Source organism: Mesorhizobium tianshanense (assembly GCF_007830515.1).
Taxonomy (GTDB): Bacteria; Pseudomonadota; Alphaproteobacteria; order Rhizobiales; family Rhizobiaceae; genus Mesorhizobium; species Mesorhizobium tianshanense.
This window is the reverse complement of sequence record NZ_VLKT01000054.1, coordinates 1-19780: the sequence shown is the minus strand read 5'-3', so window position 1 is coordinate 19780 and position 19780 is coordinate 1. Positions and strand designations below refer to the sequence as shown.

Genomic DNA, 19780 nt, shown 5'->3' with positions numbered 1-19780 from the left:
CCGACCGGGGCCGACCGAAAGCGGCAATGGTGTCCGGTCACCTACCATCCGTTGCCGTCAGTCCGGCTGGACGGATACGTGAAGGCCTATTTCGTGGAAACCACGGCGTGCCCCGGGTCCTAAAGATCCCGCTGCAGAGCAATAAGCTGTACGGCGAGCGCTTCGGAACGCTGTCGCGCTTCGCCGAGAAACGCAACATGGCAGTAGGCGCAGGCTGCTGTGCCCAGAAGCAGCACGAGGCTGTTCTGCCATGTGAAATCGAGCATCAGCGAGAACGGAAGGCCGTTGGGCGCGGTGAACGCCGCAATCGTGCTCGCTGTTTCAGAATGGCTGCTGGACGCGATCATCAGCGCGGCGAAAAGCAGTGCGACGTGGTTGGCAAGGAAGAATGCGGCCGACTTTCTCGTCCGGCAAGCCATCCAGCAGACGATCGATGCGGCGGTCAGGATGGCGGCATCGAGGACCATTGAGCCGCCTAGATAGAGATCGACCTGCTGCCAGAACATGGTCGACAAAGGGCGCAGTTCAAGCCAGATCCACCACATGGCGGGGCTGGCCGGATAGGTTCCCAGCAGGAATGTCGCTGCTCGCTCCCCTGCGAGAATCAGAAGGATGAGAGCCGGAAAGGCAAAAAGCAGAATTGGCTTGCGCGTCATGTTCCCCCCGACAATCGACAAGCAGAATAGGCCGCAAAGATTGCGCGAGGCTTAATGGAAGGCGCGCCCCACGAAGGGGTGGAAAAGCAGGATGAAAAGGGAAAAATCTAATTAAATCAAAAGTCTCGCTTGCCCTGACCCGCAAGGATACCGGCTGGCTTCGCCAACATCCGAACCTCGCAGTGCGGCTTCGTCCCAATGCCGGTCTCGTCTCCAGATGGAATATCGATCGGGCTCAGGCAGATTGGGACGACACTTGCGACGTTTACTTCAAGCATGCGTCATCCCGCGTGAAAGAAATCCAGCGCGCCGCCCGGGTCAGGCGAAGCGCGCGTGCGAACATACCAAAGCTCTTCTCGGAGGTTTCGGTCCGTCGCGCGAAGCGTGGCGTTATGGCTCCTAGCTTGACATTCATGTTTTCCTTCCAAGACCGTGGCGCTTCGCCCACTGGTTCTCGGCTTCATTGTCCGCAACGGTGTTCTTGACCGGTCCGTTGCCACATGATCGTATGATCAAAGCAATGGGAGGTATGTGCCTGAAGCCGCTTTCACAGCGCTGAGTGTGAAGCGGCCGCAAGCCGAGAAAACGGTCCCGTCAGGGAACGGGAGCGTTCCCTCGCGTTATGCCTTGATCGCCACGGCGTTGCCGAGGACCGCTCTGAGCTCGTTCAGGGGCTCTGCTTCCTCAGCCGGCGCGATCAGTTCCCATTGCCGATATCCCTCGGGGATGGTGACGCCATAGATCGGCGATGCAGCCTGCGGCTTCGCATCGGCGTTCGCGCCCGCCACCACCACGGCTGGATGTAAACAGATCTCATCGGAAAGCTCCGCTTGACGGGTTGTCAGAACTTGTCGACGTCGATGACCGCCTGCGCAAAAGCCTGCGGCGCTTCCTGCGGCAGGTTGTGGCCAATGCCGCCAGAGATCAGTCGATGTTCGTATTTGCCGGAGAACTTCTTGGCGTAGGCCGCCGGATCGGGATGCGGCGCGCCATTTGCGTCACCTTCCATCGTGATCGTCGGCACACCGATCGTTGGAAGCGCCGCCAGCTTTTTTTCCAAAGCGCCATATGCTGGCTCGCCCGGGGCCAGACCGAGTCGCCAGCGATAGTTGTGGATCGAGATGGCGACGTGGTCGGGATTGTCGAAGGCCGCAGCGGAGCGTTCGAAGGCGGCGGCGTCGAAAGCCCATTTGGGTGAGGCAAGCTCCCAGATAAGGCGGGCGAAATCCCGGGTGTACTTCTCATAACCCGCCCGTCCCCGCTCGGTGGCGAAGTAATATTGATACCACCATTGCAACTCGGCCTTCGGCGGCAGCGGCATTCGGTTCACCTCCTGACTGCCGATGAGATAGCCGCTGACGGACACCATGGCCTTGCAGCGCTCAGGCCAGAGCGCGGCGATGATGTTGGTCGTCCGCGCGCCCCAGTCATAGCCGGCGACGACCGCTTTCTGGATGTTCAGCGCATTCATCAAGGCAACGATGTCGGACGCAAGCGCCGCCTGCTGACCGTTCCTGGGCGTTGCGTCCGACAGGAACCGCGTCGTGCCGTAGCCGCGCAGATATGGCACGATGACCCGGTACCCTGCGTCTGCAAGCAGCGGCGCAACATCGACATAGCTGTAGATGTCATAGGGCCATCCGTGCAGAAGGATAACCGGGGGACCGTCCGCAGGACCGTCTTCGGCATATCCGACGCTCAGCAGACCCGCGTCGATCTGCTTCAGCGAGGAGAACGAGGTCCGAGGCTTTACGGTGCGGGAAGCGGTCGTTTCCGTCCCGCCGCCCTGCGCTCCCGCGATCCCGATCGCGCCGAGCTGCGCTGCGGCGACCGTCGCGGCAGCAACGCCGAAGAGGTGGCGACGATGATGGTCGATTTTTTCCGGGGTTCTGACTGCGTTCATTTGTGCACCGCCTTGTCGTGATGACATTTTGTCGAGAATGGGCCCGCCTGATCGATCAATATGATCGGTGGGTTAGACCAGGTTGATTGCGACTTTGATGTCGCCGCGCGTGGCCTTCGAGTAGGGGCAAGTCTGATGCGCAGCATCCATAACTGCCTGGGCAAGGTCGCGATCGAGCCCGGGCAGGTTTACATTGAGCCGTGCGCTAAGAAAGAAGGCGCCGTCGGCGACGTTCAGATCCACTTCCGCATCGATTGCGAGGCCAGCCGGCAGTATGATGTTCATCTTGCGGGCGGCGATTGCCATCGCGCCCTCGAAGCAGGCCGACCAGCCGGCCGCTAGCAACTGCTCCGGATTGGTGCCGCTGCCTGGACCGCCGGGCGTGGAAAGCCTGATGTCCAGTCGACCGTCGGAACTGCGCGACGCACCATCCCTGCCGCCAGTGGTGCGGACTTTGGCGGTATACAACAGCTTTTCAGATTGGCTCATGATGTGTTCCTCGCAAAAGGGCACTTGGAAAATCGATGGGAAATTGCGCGTGGCTTCGCTATCCACGAGCGCGCAAGCACACTGGAAGGGCTTGCGTCCGAAGCAAGTCTCGCGGCATGAGCGATAACGACAGTGCAGTCATGATCATTCTCCCTGGGCCGGTAAGCAGAAGTTCCTGCCGCTTCGACACATAGAGAAGGATCGCCTGGAGCGCCCGTTATGCACTATGATGCGGTGTTAGCGCTCGCCAGTGAATGCGTGTCTTGGAACTGGGGCTGGGCTGCTATCATGCCCTGCCTCGCTCGGGGGCGACGAAATCGGACTTTCTGCGACATAGGTCTTGGACTTGGACCGGGATCGGGATCGGCCCCAGCCATCAGGATGCAACGAAGAATGATGCCATGATATCGCCAGCCGCGCAGACGAGCGACAGGATATCGTTTGGTCCCTTTACGTTGGCGGCGGGCGAAAGGCTCCTGCTGCTGCAAGGCGAGCCTGTCAATCTCGGCACGCGCTCTTTCGATATACTGGCAGCCTTGGCTGCCCGCCCCAACGAGATCGTCAGCAAGAAAGACCTGCTGGCCCACGTCTGGCCCGACGTCACCGTTGAAGAAGGCAGTTTGCGATTTCACATCGCCAATCTCAGAAAGGCGTTAGGCGACGGCAAGGACGGCGCACGCTACATCGCCACTCTGACGGGACGGGGCTACTGCTTTGTGGCCCCCGTCTCGCGATTGGATAGTCAAGACGGCGGGCAAAGCGAGGTCGCCGTCAGCTATCCGCAGGCCAATCTGCCAAGTCGCCTGACCCGGATGGTCGGCCGGACCGATGATACCGTCGCACTTTCAACTCAACTGGCCGGCATGCGTTTCGTTACCGTCGTTGGCACTGGTGGTGTCGGCAAGACCACTGTTGCCGTGGCGGTAGGCCATGATCTGGTCGAAGCATTCGCGGGTGCCGTACATTTCGTCGACCTTGGGGCGCTGAGCGATCCCGGGCTGGTTGCGACGACCGTAGCCTCGATGTTGGGCCTGTCTCTTCAGTCCGACGACCCGACATCCAGTCTGATCGCCTATCTGGCGGACAAGCGAATCCTTCTGATCCTCGACACTTGCGAGCATGTCATCGACGCCGCAGCAAGCTTGGCGGCCCGCATCTTCGCCGCTGCACCGCAAGCCCACCTGCTGGCAACGAGCCGGGAGCCTCTTCAAGTCGAAGGCGAGTACGTTTACAAGCTGGATCCGCTTGCCTGCGCGCCGGGCGATCTGGAACTCACCGCGTCGGTGGCGCACAGCTTCCCTGCAACCCAGCTGTTCCTGGAACGTGCCGCGGCGAGCGGTGTCCGGCTTGACCTTCCGGATGCGGATGCCGCCATCGTGGCCGGCATCTGTCGCAAGCTCGACGGCGTGCCGCTCGCGATCGAGCTAGCGGCCGGGCGGGTTGCGAGTTACGGCCTGCAAAAAACTGCCGAACTTCTCGACGAGCGGCTGACGCTGTTGTGGCCGGGACAACGTACCGCGACCCCGCGGCAGAAGACCCTCCAGGCCACGTTGGACTGGAGCTACGGGCTGCTATCCGAGCTCGAGCGCCATTTGCTTCGTCGGCTCGCCGTCTTCGTTGGCCATTTTTCGATTGATGCCGTCCTGGACGTCGTGACGAGCGCAACTGTCGATGACGCTCTCGTGTTTGGCGCCATCGACAGTCTCGTAGCCAAGTCGATGGTAGCGGCGAGGCCGGCCGGAGCAACGATGCGTTACCGCCTGCTCGACACGACGCGGGCTTACGCCCTTCAGCTCGACGTCGACGATGCGGAACTTGAGAGCCTGGCCGCACGTCACGCGACCCACTACCTGCGCTGGCTGGAGGAGACGGGAGCCGGATGGCCGACTTTGTCTAGCGCCGTGCAACGGTCGCTTCACCTTGCGGGCTTGGCCAATGTGCGAGTGGCTCTGGACTGGTGCTTCGGGCCTGAGGGGAACACTGAAGTCGGCGTCCGCCTGGCCGCTGCGGCGGCTCCGGTTTTTCTGTCGATGTCTTTGCTCACCGAATGCCATCGCTGGACGGCGCAGGCGGTCCTTGCCCTCGACGACACTACCGGCGGCGGATTGGAGGAGATGCATCTTCAGGCCGCCCTGGGGGTGTCCCTGATGTTCACGCGTGGCGGAAAAGATGCGGCGCGCGTGGCTTTGAACAGAAGCCTTGCCATTGCCGACCGGCGTGGCGACGCGCTCGATCAGCTTCAGATTCTTGGCCCGCTGCAAATGTTCCACCTGCGTAGGGGAGAGTTCAGGTCTGCGCTGCACTACGCGGAGCGCTGTTCCGTTATCGCCGGAAGCCTTCAGGACTCTGTCTCCACCACATTGGCGCACTCCCTGATGGGGATTTCACTACACCTCAGCGGAGAGCTCGATCGTGCCCAAACGGCGCTTGAAGCGGCGTTACGATACGGGCCGCGCTCCGACCGGACCACGACGAACTATCTTGGTTTCGACGGCAGGATTCTAGCCGGCGCGATTCTGGCAAGGACACTCTGGCTGCAAGGCCATCCGGATCGGGCCGTCGAGCGCGCGCGGCTGACGATCAAGGATGCGGACGTCCTGAACCATCCCCTGACGCTCTCCATCGCACTTGTCTGGGCGGTTTCCGTGTTCCTCTGGGTCGGAGACCCAAAGAGCGCGGAGGAATACATCGAGCGTCTTTTCTCGCGCGCCGAATTTCATTCCCTCGATCCCTATCTTGCGCTAGGGCGCGGCTTCAAGGGGGAACTCGCCATTCGTCGAGGCAACGCAAGCAGCGGTGTCGAAAGCCTTCGAAGCTGTCTTGCCGAGCTTCACGCCGCGCCATACGAGTTGCTCACCACGCCGCTCAACATCTCGTTCGTTCAGGGCCTCGCCGGGACAGGCCGGCCCGCGGAAGCGCTGTCACTGCTCGATGAGACGATCCGGCAGGTCGAGGCAAGCGGAGATCTTTGCTACATGCCGGAACTGCTGCGCGTGAAGGGCAGCCTTGTTCTCGCGGCTCCGCGACCTGGCGCCGACGAAGAAGCAGAACTGTGTTTGCGGCGATCGTTGGAGCTCAGCAATCGTCAGGGCGCGCAGGCATGGAAGTTGCGGACCGCTATCGACCTTGCTTCCCTGTTGGCCGCTCGCGGACGACACGAGACCGCCCGAGCACTTCTCCATCCAATTTTTGCGCGATTTGGCGAGGGCTTGGAGACAGCAGACCTGCAATCAGCCGCACGCCTGCTGGCGACGCTGAACTAGCATGGCTTTTGCTGCGGAGCCGGTCGGCGGGAGAGCGGCAATCTTGCCGCTGTTCCCGCTCTGATGCTGAACGGCAATCTGAGTCAATTGCTGTATGAGGGACACCCCCGCCTAGAGACCTTTGCCTTCCGGGGGAGCGCTATCTCGCGCCGTGAAGCGACTCGCTCGGCTCCACCTGCGGTTTTTATTGCATGCAAGGGGGTTCGAGTCCAAGCCGCAGAGTTGAAATGAGCAGGAAATTTCAATAAAAACAATATGTTACAGTTATGGTGGGTCTGGAGGACGTATTCAAACTATTGATTTTATTGCATCTTTCGTGGGCCAGAATCAGAAATCTTTCCGCATCGTTCCGTAGGGTTCCGCGACCGAGCAAAGTATTTGCTGGTAGATAGAGTACGCAGTCTGCCGAAATGCTGGCCCAATTGATCGAAATCCCGATCGTTGGGACAAATCATCTCTACCACGGCCTACCGACTAAAAGGCGAGCGCAAGAAATCAATCCTCTTGCGCCGGATCGCGGCCGGCGCGCTCGATGTGCCGGCGCAGAAGCGCTTCGGCGTAGCCCAGGTCGCCCTCGGCGAGAGCGTCGAGGATGGCGATGTGCTCGCCACAGGCACGCTGGATGCGCGCCTCGCTCAGTTCGTCGAAATCGGCGTACTCGGTCATTCGCCGCAGATTGTTCTGCTGGCGGATGGCCTGGAGCATGAACCGGTTCCCAGACCAGCCCACGAGCGCCTCGTGGAGCGCCGCATTCACACGAAACCAGCGCTCGCGCCTGATCGAGGCGGCTGGGGCGTTCAGAATTTCCTTCTGTGCGGCATGCAACGCCGCCAGTGCCGCCGGGTCGACGCGGAACCCGGGTTGGCGCAGCGCCCCGCATTCGATCACGAGCCGGAAATGATAGCTCTCGGCCACAGCGTCCGGCGTATCCAGGCTCTCGGTGAATGCCCAGCCATGTCCGCGCAAGCGATGCGCCAGGCCGTCGGCTGCAAATCGCAGCAACACCTTGCGTAGCTGTCCACGGGGCGCACCATAGCGCTCAGAGAGTTCCGCCTCCGAGACCTCCGCGGGCAATGCTCCCGCAGCGCGGTCAGTCATGATGCGCCCGTAAAGCGCTTCGATCTCGGATAGCGGCGCGACACCGTCCATCTGGTCCGCGTCGGATGGCAGTCGCGCCAGCACGAAGCCTCGCCTGGGCTCGTATCGCACCAGGCCGTGGCCGGCGAGCGCATTGAGCGCCGCGCGTACCGGCGAGCGCGACACGCCGAGCTGGTTGGCCAGCGCAAGTTCCGACAGCCTCCGGCCAGGATTCCACGCCTGATCGACAGCGAGGGAAACGATCTGGCGGGCGAGTTCGGTCTGCAGGCTGCTGGCGAGGGGAACAGTCATGATTTCTCTTTGTGGTTCGTCGCTCACGAATTAGCACAAGAATCTGTTGACAGGCCACGCGTCAATCGTATTCTGTATTTTGATCCTTCAAAATACAATATGGTCTCAATGTCTTCAATCACTCCGTCTCCATTCCCCTTCGTTTCGGTTGCGGGCATCCCTTTCGAGCGTGGCCGTCAATATGGCGTCGCCGTCGCCTCGCGCGTGCGGCGCAGCGCGGCGATCTACGGGACGACCCTCGACGAACTCGGCTATGACGCAGCCGCCAAGTCGCGCCTGATCAAGGAGTTCGCCGCCGAGATAGGCTCCTTCGGCGCCGACTATCTGGAGGAAATGGAGGGCATCGCCAAGGGCGCCGGCGTCCCGTTCGAGGACGTCATCATGATCAACGCGCGCACGGAAGTGGTCGCGAAGGCGCGCCAGGACGCGGGAAAGCCGGAAGAAGAACCCGAAGACGGCTGTACGGGTGTGGTCGTGCTGCCCGAACGCAGCGCGACAGCATCGGTCCTGCATGCGCAGAACTGGGATTGGCGAGCCGAATGCGCCGAGACGGCCATTGTGCTCAGGGTCGAGCAGGAAAATGGCCCCGATTTCCTGACCTTCGTGGAGGCTGGTGGGCTTGCGCGCTGCGGTATGAATGCCGCGGGCATCTCCATCACCGCCAACTATCTCGAATGCAACCGCGATTTCCAAAAGCCTGGCGTGCCGCTGGCTCTCATCCGCCGCAAGGTGCTCGAGCAGGAGCATTTCGCGCTGGCAATGAAGGCGGTGGCCGCGACGCCAAAGGCCTGTTCCAACAACATGATGCTGGGTACGGTCGACGGCTTCGCCATCGACTTCGAATGCGCTCCCGACGAGGCCTTTCCGCTTTATCCGGAGAACGGGCTTATCGTCCACGCCAACCACTGGGTGAGCGCGACGGCGCTTTCGAAGCTTGTCAACACCGGCGTGCCGAGCGTGCCGGAAAGCTTCTACCGTGACTGGCGGGTGCGCCGGCTTCTCGATGCTGCGGGCGAACGCCTCAACACGGTCGACCTCAAAACCGCGCTCTTCGATGAGTTCGGGACGCCCTATTCCGTCTGTAGGCCGCCGCGGCCCGGCGGTCGCGGCAATCTCTCGGCGACCGTGTCGATGGTCGTCATGGAGCCGGCCGCCGGCATCATGGACGTGGCGCCATTGCCAGCCCTTTGCCGCATCTTCACTCGCTACAGCCTGAAGGGCGACCCGGCGACACTTCCCGTCGCGGCGGAATGAACACAGCCGTCGCAGGGTTCCGAACGAAGAAGAACAGGGGAACGAACGAATGTCACGCTTGCTATTCGCCATGATCACCGCAGCCTCGGTGCTGGCGGCCATGCCCGCATCCGCTTCAACCATCCGCGTCCAGCTCAACGCCGACATCCGCAGCACGACGCCCGGCATCAATCGCGACGACAACACCGACGCCGTCGTCCTGCACACCGTCGAGGGGCTTGTTGCCTACAGCGAGGACGCCACCGTCAAGCCGCTTCTGGCCAAAAGCGTCGATGTCTCGGAGGACGGCAAGACCTACACCTTTACGCTGCGCCACGGCGTTACCTTCCACAATGGCGCGCCGCTGACGTCAGCCGACGTCGCCTGGTCGTGGCAGTTCTATATGGATCCGGCGCGAAAATGGCGTTGCCTGCCCGAGTTCGACGGCAGCGGCCGCCTCAAGGTCGAGGCGGTCGAGACGCCCGACGAGAAGACCGTCGTGTTCCGCCTCAATGGGCCGAACGCACTTTTTCTCGCTAGCCTCGCACGCACCGATTGCGGAATGACGGGCATCATCAACAAGGCTTCGCTGAAGGCTGACGGAAGCTGGGACAAGCCGATCGGCACAGGACCATTCAAGTTCGCCGAATGGAAACCGGGCGAATTCATCGGTCTCGAACGTTTCGAAGAGTACCAGAGCCTTCCCGGCGAGCGCGACGGCTACACCGGCGGCAAACGGCCGCTGGTCGACGATGTCCGCTTCATGATCATACCCGACAGCGCGGCTGCCAAGGCGGCGCTGCAGGCCGGCAATATCGATGTCGTGCCTGATCTCGCCAATACGGACGTTAAGGAGATCCAGGGCAATCCCGATCTCAACCTTTCCGTCTCGTCCAACATGGGCACCAGCACCATCCTGTTCCAGACGCGCGACGCGCTCCTTTCCAATGTGAAGCTGCGGCAGGCGATCGCCGCTGCGGTCGATACGGAGCAGCTCACCGAAGCGGTGACCCAGGGTCTGACCAAGCGCAACAACTCGCTGGTGCCCTCCCTGTCGGCCTATCACACCGCCGCGCAGGATGTCGGCTACACTTACAATCCCGAAGCGGCGAAGGCGCTGCTCGCGGAGGCCGGCTACAAGGGCGAGCCGATCACGCTTTTGACCAACCAGCGCTATCCGCAAACCTATGCGTCCTCGGTCATCGCGCAGGCTATGATGCAGGCGGCGGGCCTCAACGTCTCGCTCGAAGTGCTCGAATGGGCTGCCCAGCTCGACCGCTACTCAGCGGGCAACTACCAGATGATGGCGTTTCCCTATTCGGCGCGTCTCGATCCGGCGCTGAGCTATGACTCGGTGATGGGCTCGAAGGACAAGCAGCCGCGCAAGGCCTGGGACAGCCCCGAGGCACAGGAACTGCTAAACAAGGCGATGGTCGTCTCCGACAAGGTCGAGCGGCAGGCGATCTTCGACGACCTGCACAAACGTTTCCTCGCGGAGGTGCCCTTTCTGATGCTCTACAACGGCATCGATGCCTCAGCTTTTTCCAAGCGCGTGAGCAATTACAAGGCCTCCATTTTCTCAAAGCCGCGGCTGTGGGAGGTCACGCTCGCGAAATAGCGTTCAGGCGGTGAAATCTAACGAGCTGATGATGGAGCGTCGATTTCGCCCGCTTCCGCCTGGCGAATATGCGCCGCGACCACCCGCTTCAGCCGTGACAAATCGCGCGCGGCAAGCGCCTCCACCATCTCCATGTGCTCGCGCGCCGACTGCTCTATGCGCGCCCGCGTCGTCCATTGGGTGAGCGCCGCCGATGCTCCGCGTCCGCGATATTCCAGAACGAGATCCGCGAGTTCGCGATTGGGACAAAGCTGCGCCATGCGGTGGTGGAAGGCGAGGTTGGCCTCATACTGCTGGAGAAGCGTCCCCGTCATGAGAAGATCGGCAAATGCCAAGGCAAGAGTCCGCAGATCCTCTATGGCCACCGCGTCGACTGTTTCCAGGACGCGCTCGGCAGCCGCGGTCTCCAGGACCACGCGCACATCGCGGATCTGGTCTGTATGGTTCTCGTCCGGTGCATAGACCCGGTAGCCGCGATTGGGCTCATGCTGCGCGAGACGGCGCAGCACCAGGCGATCGAGCGCACGGCGGACCTCGATGCGGGTGGCGCCGTAGTGCGTCTGGAGATCGATCTGCTTCAGCCAGGCGCCACGGCTGTGGACGCCAGCCTGGATATCTCGGGCGATGAGATCGGCAACGTCGTTGCGCTTCTCTCTCCTGGGCCCCTTGTGCATGATTCCCTCGTCCTCCCCTGTCTCGGCTCGCCCGTCTTACCGCATTTCCGGGCAAAACGACGAGCTGTCGGGCGCTCGCCGACTCGAAGTTGAAAAACTGCTTTTTATATCACTGAACAACATTTTCAGCTTGCCAGTGTTGTTTCGCCATGTAAAGATTGGCGCCAATTTTGGTAACAAACAATGACGGAACGGCCCACATGAACGTTCGCGCAGCGGATCCTATCGATGGCGACACCGCCCGTGGTCGCCAGATGTACGATCTTGGCGAGACGACCATCTTCGCAAGCCGCACCGACCCGCGCTTCAGCTACGCCCTCTATGTTCCACCGAAATTCGACGAGGCCCAGCGCCCGGCGGAACTGGTCGTGGCGATGCATGGCACCGGCCGCAGCTTCATCGCCTATCGCGACGCCTTCGCGGAATTCGGCCGCTGGAACAACTGCATCGTCTTGTGCCCGTTGTTTCCCGCCGGCATTCGCGGCGACGGCAACCGCGACGGATTCAAATACATGCTCGAAGCAGACATCCGTTATGATCTCGCCCTCATCGACATGGTCGAGGAGGTTGCCGCTCGGTATGGTCTCGCCCTCGAACGCTTCGCATTGTTCGGCTATTCCGGTGGCGGCCATTTCGCGCATCGTTTCCTCATCCTCCATCCACGCCGGCTGTGGGCGGCCTCGATTGGCGCGCCAGGTTCGGTGACGCTTCTCGACCCCACCCGCGACTGGTGGGTTGGCGTGCGCGGCCTCAAGGAGCTCTTCGGCGTTTCGCTGGATCTCGAAGGCATGCGCGGGGTTCCCGTCCACATGGTTGTCGGCGGCGCCGACCTCGAGACCTGGGAGATCACTCACCGCGAAGGCGGTCGCTATTTCATGCCGCACGCCAACGACGCCGGACGCACCCGTCCGGAGCGCCTTGAAAGCCTGCGCCGCTCCTTTGCCGCCGCCGGGATCGGCGTTCGCTTCGATCTCGTGCCGGGAATGGCGCATGACGGGCTGCGCTGCCTCGAGCCGGTCAAGACGTTCTTCGCCGACTGCATAGCCGCGCAGCGCGCCGGAAGAGGCTGAGCCCGACGTTTTCGTTATCCAGAACAGAGCCCAAGGCCGGCCGGATTTGTTCATTCATAAGGGGAACTCCATGACCAGACGTCTTCTTTTTGCCTTGCCGTGCGCCCTCGCAGTCCTGATTGCCGTCTCGCCGGCCATTGCCAAGCCTTTGACGGTCGCGCTTAACGCCGACATCCGCAGCTCCAATCCCGGCGTCAATCGCGACGACAACACCGACGGTGTCATCCTCAATGTCGTCGAAGGCCTTGTTGCCTATGGCGAGGATGCACGCGTCAAGCCGCTGCTCGCCAAGTCGTATGAAGTCTCCGACGATGGTCTCACCTACACCTTTTCGCTGCGGGAAGGGGTCAAGTTCCACAATGGCGCGGAGATGACAGCCGCCGACGTACTGTGGAGCTGGAACCGCTACATGGATCCGAAGACGGAGTGGCGATGTCTTCCGGAGTTCGATGGCCGAAACAGGCTCAAGGTGGTCTCCGCCGAGGCGCCCGATGCCCATACCTTCGTCATGAAACTCAATGAGCCCAGCGCACTCTTCCTCGCCACTATGGCTCGTACCGACTGTGCCATGACCGCGATCCTTCACAAGGACTCGGTGAAGGCGGATGGCAGTTGGGACAAGCCGATCGGAACGGGGCCGTTCATATTCGGCGAATGGAAGCGAGGCGAGTATGTGACGCTGAACCCTTTCCACGACTACCAATCTCCTCCCGGTGAGAAACCGGACGGTTACGTCGGCTCCAAGCGACCGCTGATCGACGAGGCGAAGTTCCTGATCGTTCCGGACGCCGCAACAGTAAAGGCCGCCGTCGTTGGCGGCAGCCTCGACGTCGCGCAGGTGGCTGATTCCGACGTGGCGGAACTCAGGCAGAGCCCTGCGCTCGATATATCCACCCCACAGGTCGCCACGAAGCATACCTTCCTTTTCCAGACTCGCGATCCGCTACTCTCCAATGTCAAGCTGCGACAGGCGATTGCCGCCGCCCTCGATATGAAGCAGATCGTCGCTGCCGCCTCCAATGGCCTCGGCACTGTCAACAACTCCGCAGTGCCGCCGACTTCCGCCTACTTCGACGAAGTCCAGAGGCAGGGTTACAGCCACGATCTCCAGCGAGCGAAGGCCCTGCTTGCCGAGGCCGGCTACAAAGGCGAGGAGATCACAATCCTGGCCAATCAGCGGGTCGCAATGCCCAGCTATCCGGCTGCGGTGATGGCGCAGGCGATGATGCAGGCGGCGGGCATCAACGCTCGCATAGAGGTCCTCGAATGGGCGACCCAGCTCGATCGCTACCAGACCGGCAGGTACCAGATGCAGTCCTTTTCCTACTCCTCGCGCCTCGATCCGGCTCTGAGCTACGAGCAGTTCTCGGGTCCGAAGGACGAGCAGCCGCGCAAGGTGTGGGAGAATCCCAAGGCCCTCGACCTGATCGACCAAGCATATGTCATCTCGAACGAGGAGAAACGCGGCAAGATCTTCGACGCACTGCATCGCATGATGATCGAGGATACGCCGCTGATCATACTCTATAATGGCGTCGACTCCGTGGCCTATTCGAAACGCGTGCAAGGCTACTCCACCTGGGAGGGCAAGCCGCGCCTCTGGGAAGTCAGCGTCGCCGACTGACGGTCCCCTCGCCTCTTTCGTTTGGAGGATTTGCATGCTTCGCTTCGCGGTCACGCGAATATTGATGGCAGTGCCGACACTGCTGATCGTCGCCATTGCTGTCTTCGCGCTGATCCGGCTGGTGCCGGGCGATCCGGCGTCGCTCATGCTCGGCGATCTCGCCGACGCGACAAGCCTCGCCAGTCTGAGGCACAATCTGGGACTCGACCGGCCGTTGCCAGTGCAGTTCGCCATCTGGTTCCAGAACGCGCTTTCAGGCGATCTCGGCCGCTCCATAACATCCGATCAGGCGGTACTGCCTCTCGTGATCGAGCGCTTCTGGGTGAGCGCCAAGGTGGTCATGGCCGCGGTCATTTTCGCGAGTCTCGTCGCGGTACCCGCCGGCATGATCGCTGCGTGGCGGCAGAACAGCGCGCTTGACGTGGCCCTCGTCGCGGTATCGACCCTGCTTCTCTCCGTGCCTACATTCTGGCTTGGTTTGCTCCTGCTTCTCTTCTTCGGCCTCAAACTCGGCTGGCTGCCAGTCGTCGGCTACGTTTCCTTCTCCGACGATCCGTGGCGCGCGTTGCTTTATCTGATCATGCCCGTCATGACCCTGTTCCTGCACGAGATCGGCGTGCTGATGCGCATGGCACGGGCCAGCGCACTGGAAGTGCTACGCCTCGACTACATCACGCATGCCCGTGCCAAGGGGCTCTCGGAAAGCGTCGTGCTCTGGCGGCATGCCTTCAAGAACGCCTTCGCCCCGACCTGGACGCTGATCGGGCTGATGCTCGGCAACCTTCTCGGCGGCATAGCCGTGGTCGAGACCGTATTCACGATCCCCGGCCTCGGTCGGCTCCTGGTCGATTCCATCTTCGCGCGCGACTATCCAGTCATCCAAGGATGCATGCTGTTCATCGCGGTCATCTACGTGCTGGTCAACCTCGTCGTCGACCTCCTCTATCCCATGTTCGATCCTCGGGTGACGGCAGAATGAGCTATTCAGCGCCCAACGCCCTCATCGGCGGCACGACCATCGGCGTGGTTGCTGTCGCCGCCCTCATCGGCGCGGTCTGGACGCCCTACGATCCGCTCGCCATCGACTTCATGGCCCGGCTGGCACCGCCGGGCGGGGCTCACTGGCTCGGCACCGACGAGTTCGGCCGCGACGTTCTCAGCCGGTTGATGGCCGGAGCCTCGACGAGCGCCTGGATCAGCCTGCTGACCGTCATCCTCGCCGTCGGGGCCGGCACCGCGCTCGGCGTCTTCACCGGCTTCGTCCGCGGCTGGGTCGACCGTGTCCTTATGACCTTCAACGACGCCCTCCTCGCCTTCCCCGGCATCCTTCTGGCGCTCGGCCTGCTCGCCGTGTTCGGCGCCAACAAATACGGCATCATCTTCGCGCTCGGCATCGCCTACACCCCCTCCGTGGCCCGCGTCGTGCGCGGCACCGTCCTGTCGCTGCGCGAGAGGGAGTTCGTCGAGGCTTCCCGGGTGATGGGCAATTCGGAAATCTATACCATGTGGCGGCACATCCTGCCGAACTGCATCGCGCCGCTCACCGTGCTCGCCACCTCCTTGTTCGGCTGGGTTCTGCTCGCCGAAAGCGCGCTCAGCTTCCTCGGACTTGGCGTGCCGCCGCCGGCGCCGACATGGGGCAACATGCTGGCCGCAAGCCGCGCCTTCATCGCCCAGGCGGCATGGCTCGGCATCTTCCCCGGTCTCTGCATTTCGCTGACGCTGCTCGGCATCAACCTCTTGGGTGACGCGGTGCGCGACAGGCTCGATCCGCGCATGAGGGGGGTATGATGGCAAACGATACGCTCCTTGCAGTCGAAGGGCTGACCCTGGAGGTGGCGCGCGCCGGGATGCAGGTCGTGAAAGGCATCAGCTTCACGGTGGCGCCGGGCGAACTGCTTGGCATCGTCGGCGAATCCGGCAGCGGCAAGACGATGGCCGCACGCGCCGCCATGCGGCTCGAGCCACCGGCAGTGCGCCGCGTCGGCGGCAGCATCCGCTTTGAAGCCCATGAGATTACCAGCATGCCGCCTGCCGAACTGCGCCGCCTGCGCGGCGCCCGCATCGGCATGGTCTTCCAAGAGCCGATGACCTCGCTCAACCCGTCGATGACGGTCGGGCGGCAACTCGAGGAAGGCCTTGTCCTGCATCGCCGCGATCTCTCGGCCGATGCCCGGCGCAGGCTCGTGCTCGACATGCTGGACCGCGTCGGCATCGCAGAGCCGGTCGCGGCGCTCTCCGCCTATCCGCACCAGTTCTCGGGCGGCATGCGTCAGCGTATCATGCTCGCTTCGGTGATGCTCCTGCGCCCGGCGCTCCTCATCGCCGACGAGCCAACCACGGCGCTGGACGCAGTCATCCAGCGCGAGGTGCTGGAGCTCATGGTCGATCTCACCCGCGACAACGGCACGGCGGTGCTGATGATCAGCCATGACTTGTCGATGGTCGCCCGCTACACAGACCGCGTCATCGTCATGCAGGAAGGCGCGATCGTCGAAGAGGGGCCGACACGCGACCTGCTGCAACATCCGCGCCACCCCTACACCCGCAAGCTGCTGGCCGCGATGCCACGGCGCGGGCCGGCGCGCGACGTGAACCGAGCGAGCGTTCCGATCGTGGAAGTCCGCGATCTCGTTGTCCAATATTCCGGCCGCCAGGGTTTTCTTCGGAGGTCGGCGCCGAAGCGAGCGCTCCACGGGATCCGCCTGCACATCGATCCCGGCGAGGTGGTGGCCCTGGTCGGCGGCTCGGGCTCGGGCAAGACGACACTGGGACGTGCCATCGCTGGCATGATCCAGCCGAGCGGCGGCGACATCCTCTTTTCCGGCCGCCCCATCGACGGCCCGCGCAGAGGCCACTGGGCTGACTATCGGCTCAACTGCCAGATGGTCTTCCAGGACCCCTACTCCTCGCTCGATCCGCGCATGAAGACCGGCGCGCTGGTGCGTGAGGCCCTGCGGCTGGTACCCGGCATGAGTGGACCCGAAAGGCGGGCGCGTGTCGCGGAAGTCCTCGACGAGGTCGGGCTCGGCGGCGACTTCGCGGAACGCTATCCGCACGAACTCTCCGGCGGGCAGCGCCAGCGCGTGGCGATTGCCCGGGCGATCGTGCGCCGACCGGCGTTCGTCATTGCCGACGAACCGGTCTCGGCTCTCGACACCACCGTGCGCGCGCAAGTGCTAGACCTCTTCGCCAAGCTGCAGCAGCGCCACGGCTTTGCCTGTCTCTTCATCAGCCACGACCTCGGAGTGGTCGAGCAGGTTGCCGACCGCGTGGTGGTGATGCAGCACGGCAGCATTGTGGAGGAAGGCGACCGCGACGCGGTTTTCGACGCGCCGCGTCACGCCTACACCCGCCAACTCCTTTCTGCAGTCCCGGCGCTGGAAGCGACGCCCGACGGCGGCGTGCGGCTCAAATGGCGTTTCGCCGACGAGCCGCTCACCATCAGAGAGACCGACAGGGCGGAAGCTGAAAGAAGTGCTCGGCCGCGCAGCGAATTGGAAGCCGGCCTCGGATGAATTCGGATCGGCAACCAACGCGGCGATGGCCAGGCGGTGCCGAGGCCATCGTCTGCGTCACCGTCCATGTCGATGGCCCGTGCGTGCAGATCGGGCGGGGAATCGAGCCCCTCGGCATCCACAGTGTCGGCCGCTACGCCATGCGGCGTGGCGTCCCTCGTTACCTGGACATTCTTGAGCGTCATGGTGTATCCGCCACGTTTTTTGTCTGCGGCCATGATGCCGAGCATTATCCCGAACAAATTTCCGCCATCCATGGCGCGGGCCACGAGATTGCCGCCCATGGTTACCAGCACGAGCTGGGATCTTGGCGAGCGGGAACCGGAGCTGCTCGAGAAGACCCACTGCATCCTAACCGATCTTACAGGCGTCGCTCCGGTCGGCTGGTGCTCGCCATCGGGGCGCAAGAGCCGGCTGACGATCCCCACTTTGCGCCGCCTCGGTTATCGCTACGACGCCAGCGAGAAGGATGACGACCTGCCCTATGTCCTCGACGACAGGGCAGGTGGGCTGGCCGATTTCGTCATCCTGCCTAACAACACCGTCTCGCTCGACGACTACCCTTTCTATCACACCGGCCAGGCGCTCGCCTCCGAGGTCTTGGAAAACTGGATCGAGGAATTCGAGGCGCTGCGGACGAGCGACGGCTATGTCCACCTGACCGTCCATCCTATGGCCGGCTCCGGCTCCGGAACGCCCGCCAGGGCCGCCGCAGTCGATGCTTTCCTGTCCCATGTCAGCAACACCTCCGGCGTGCAGATTGTCACGCTCGCGGAACTCGCGGAGCATTGCCTCGACCGACCACAAGAGTGGAGGGCGCGTCCGTGATCCGCGCGGCTCTCCTTACGGTCAACGTCCACGGTCTCGGCCCCGAAGCGGCAACCGTGCCGGAAGAAGAGCTGTTCGGCCGGCTGGCCCATGGCCGCTACGCCTACCGGATCGGCCTCTCCCGCTTGCTCGACATGCTGCGCCGTACTGGTGTTCCTGCCACCTTCTTCTGGCCTGTCTTCGAAGCCGAACGCTGCCGACCGCTCATCGAGCGCTGCCTCGCCGAGGGGCACGAGATCGCATCGCACGGCAATGCCTTTGAGGACAATGCTACACTTGGCGCCCGCGAAGCCGAGATCCTCGAGGCGGCTCATGAGCGGCTCACCGCGATCACCGGAACCCCACCAATCGGCTTCCGCTCTCCGACCGGTACACTGTCGCCGGCAACGATCGGCATTCTCGCCCGGCTCGGCTACCGTTACGACTCCAGTTTCGTCGATGACGATGTCCCCTATTTGCTCCAATCCAATGCTCCGTCCGGTCTCGTCGAGCTGCCGTGGTGTGAGGGCCTGTGCGACGCGACGCACTTTCGGCGGCGTCTGACGCAGCGCCGCGCGGAGGCCTTTTTCATCGAGGAACTTGACGCAATGATCGGCGCCGCCGGTCTTCCCTGCCTCATATTTCACCCACGTGCCGATATTGGCGTCGGCCGCACTGCCCGCCTCGCTATGATCGAGCGGCTCATCGAGCGCACGCGCGTCCGCCACGGCGTCATTTTCCGATTGTGTCGTGAAGTTGCAGAACGCGCACGGGTCACTGGGAAGTTAGGCGGCGCGATACCTCCGTAGACAGACCCTACGTCCGGCGGCGTCTAGCCGTGCCCCGGACTAAGATCGGCGCACCGCCCGTTTCGATTTGCATCCCGGCTCGGTACAGCCCGTCTTATTGGGGGGCGTTGAGTACCCCTTCTCAATCGGCCAGATACAAGGCTTAGAGCGACCCGCTTTGGCGAGCTCTGGCATAGGCCGCATTCGGTAAGCGTAGGCGTCCGGCCCAGCCTGAAGAATTGAATTTTGAAGAATTTCCAGCTCTGTCTGTCCCATCCATCGTTGGCCGGACAGTCAGATTCGAATGCTGTTGCTTGGTGGACACAGGGAGTTCGAGTCCACGTTATAGGCCCTCTGGAAAGAGTTGAAATGAAATCAATTGCTTAACTACATGTTTTGTAACCGGGCAAAACCGGTGGCGGACGCGGCGTTATGACTCGGGTGTATCGGGTTAGAGAGGGTGGCGGTTTGGCGGGCGGCGTGATTCTGTCAGGCCATGGCGGATCCACCAGATTCTCGAACGCCGACCCCTACGGACCTGCTCGACATGATCCTGCAGTTGCGGGCAGAGGTGGCCGGGCTTCGCGCCGAGAATGCGGCTCTGAAGGATGAGATCCGGCGTCTGAAAGGTCTACCGCCGCGCCCGACGCTGAAGCCGAGCGGGATGGAGCAGTCGTCCAAGCGGAGTTCACCTGCGGCAACGGGTCCGAAGCGGCGTGGCTCGAGCCGGGCGATCATCACCGAAGAG

At 62.6% G+C, this 19780-nt stretch carries 16 protein-coding genes and 2 pseudogenes; 12 read left to right on the top strand and 6 right to left on the bottom strand.

From position 1 onward, the window contains the following. Nucleotides 1-119 precede the first annotated feature (119 nt). From IQ26_RS31030 to IQ26_RS31010, 4 genes and pseudogenes are all read right to left on the bottom strand, one after another. Entirely contained in the window at nt 120-656 is a 537-nt protein-coding gene (locus IQ26_RS31030; protein WP_145722203.1) for a hypothetical protein, read from the bottom strand. Nucleotides 657-1279: 623 nt separating this feature from the next. Beyond that, a pseudogene (locus tag IQ26_RS31020) lies at nt 1280-1468 on the bottom strand (cytochrome P460 family protein); the annotation flags it as partial. 29 nt (nt 1469-1497) lie between these two features. Further along, nucleotides 1498-2559, bottom strand: a complete 1062-nt coding sequence (locus IQ26_RS31015) for an alpha/beta fold hydrolase (RefSeq protein ID WP_145722202.1) — start codon at nt 2557-2559, stop codon at nt 1498-1500. Between the two features lie 72 nt (nt 2560-2631). Further along, nucleotides 2632-3048, bottom strand: a complete 417-nt coding sequence (locus IQ26_RS31010; RefSeq protein ID WP_145722201.1) for an organic hydroperoxide resistance protein — start codon at nt 3046-3048, stop codon at nt 2632-2634. 401 nt (nt 3049-3449) lie between these two features. On the opposite strand from IQ26_RS31010, the gene IQ26_RS31005 reads away from it, so the two are divergent. Then, nucleotides 3450-6311, top strand: coding sequence for an ATP-binding protein (locus tag IQ26_RS31005; protein ID WP_145722200.1), 2862 nt, complete (start codon nt 3450-3452; stop codon nt 6309-6311). Nucleotides 6312-6806: 495 nt separating this feature from the next. Here the strand turns inward: IQ26_RS31005 and IQ26_RS31000 are convergent, their stop codons facing one another. Then, nucleotides 6807-7700 carry a GntR family transcriptional regulator gene (locus IQ26_RS31000; RefSeq protein ID WP_145722199.1) on the bottom strand — a complete coding sequence of 298 codons (894 nt, stop codon included), beginning with the start codon at nt 7698-7700 and terminating at the stop codon, nt 6807-6809. A gap of 108 nt (nt 7701-7808) precedes the next feature. On the opposite strand from IQ26_RS31000, the gene IQ26_RS30995 reads away from it, so the two are divergent. Together IQ26_RS30995 and IQ26_RS30990 are read left to right on the top strand one after the other, a co-directional pair. Next, nucleotides 7809-8954: a C45 family autoproteolytic acyltransferase/hydrolase gene (locus tag IQ26_RS30995; RefSeq protein WP_145722198.1), complete on the top strand. Its 1146-nt coding sequence runs from the start codon at nt 7809-7811 to the stop codon at nt 8952-8954. 49 nt (nt 8955-9003) lie between these two features. Beyond that, nucleotides 9004-10551: an ABC transporter substrate-binding protein gene (locus IQ26_RS30990; protein ID WP_145722197.1), complete on the top strand. Its 1548-nt coding sequence runs from the start codon at nt 9004-9006 to the stop codon at nt 10549-10551. 17 nt (nt 10552-10568) lie between these two features. Here the strand turns inward: IQ26_RS30990 and IQ26_RS30985 are convergent, their stop codons facing one another. Further along, complete coding sequence (locus tag IQ26_RS30985; protein WP_145722196.1) at nt 10569-11225, bottom strand: GntR family transcriptional regulator; 657 nt, start codon at nt 11223-11225, stop codon at nt 10569-10571. 200 nt (nt 11226-11425) lie between these two features. On the opposite strand from IQ26_RS30985, the gene IQ26_RS30980 reads away from it, so the two are divergent. The 9 genes and pseudogenes from IQ26_RS30980 to IQ26_RS40050 all read left to right on the top strand — a co-directional run. Next, nucleotides 11426-12295, top strand: a complete 870-nt coding sequence (locus IQ26_RS30980) for an alpha/beta hydrolase family protein (RefSeq protein WP_145722195.1) — start codon at nt 11426-11428, stop codon at nt 12293-12295. A 70-nt stretch (nt 12296-12365) separates the two neighbouring features. Next, a complete protein-coding gene (locus tag IQ26_RS30975) occupies nt 12366-13919 on the top strand; it encodes an ABC transporter substrate-binding protein (RefSeq protein WP_145722194.1) in 1554 nt (517 codons plus the stop codon). Between the two features lie 34 nt (nt 13920-13953). Continuing rightward, on the top strand, nt 13954-14898 hold the full coding sequence (locus IQ26_RS30970; RefSeq protein WP_145722193.1) for an ABC transporter permease: 945 nt from the start codon (nt 13954-13956) through the stop codon (nt 14896-14898). Then, nucleotides 14895-15710 (top strand): ABC transporter permease, encoded by an 816-nt coding sequence (locus IQ26_RS30965; protein ID WP_145722192.1) that lies wholly within the window; start codon nt 14895-14897, stop codon nt 15708-15710. Before IQ26_RS30970 ends, IQ26_RS30965 begins: the two co-directional genes overlap by 4 nt. Then, nucleotides 15710-17437 (top strand): ABC transporter ATP-binding protein, encoded by a 1728-nt coding sequence (locus IQ26_RS30960; RefSeq protein ID WP_145722191.1) that lies wholly within the window; start codon nt 15710-15712, stop codon nt 17435-17437. Before IQ26_RS30965 ends, IQ26_RS30960 begins: the two co-directional genes overlap by 1 nt. After that, nucleotides 17434-17676 (top strand): annotated as a pseudogene (locus IQ26_RS41665) (polysaccharide deacetylase family protein); the annotation flags it as partial. The gene IQ26_RS30960 and the pseudogene IQ26_RS41665, both read left to right, overlap by 4 nt. 43 nt (nt 17677-17719) lie before the next feature. Continuing rightward, a complete protein-coding gene (locus IQ26_RS40055) occupies nt 17720-18265 on the top strand; it encodes a polysaccharide deacetylase family protein (RefSeq protein ID WP_240547314.1) in 546 nt (181 codons plus the stop codon). Continuing rightward, nucleotides 18262-19053 carry a polysaccharide deacetylase family protein gene (locus tag IQ26_RS30950; RefSeq protein WP_145722190.1) on the top strand — a complete coding sequence of 264 codons (792 nt, stop codon included), beginning with the start codon at nt 18262-18264 and terminating at the stop codon, nt 19051-19053. Before IQ26_RS40055 ends, IQ26_RS30950 begins: the two co-directional genes overlap by 4 nt. Nucleotides 19054-19579: 526 nt before the next feature. Continuing rightward, nucleotides 19580-19780: septum formation initiator family protein (locus tag IQ26_RS40050; RefSeq protein ID WP_240547313.1), on the top strand; the 201-nt coding region annotated here is incomplete at its 3' end.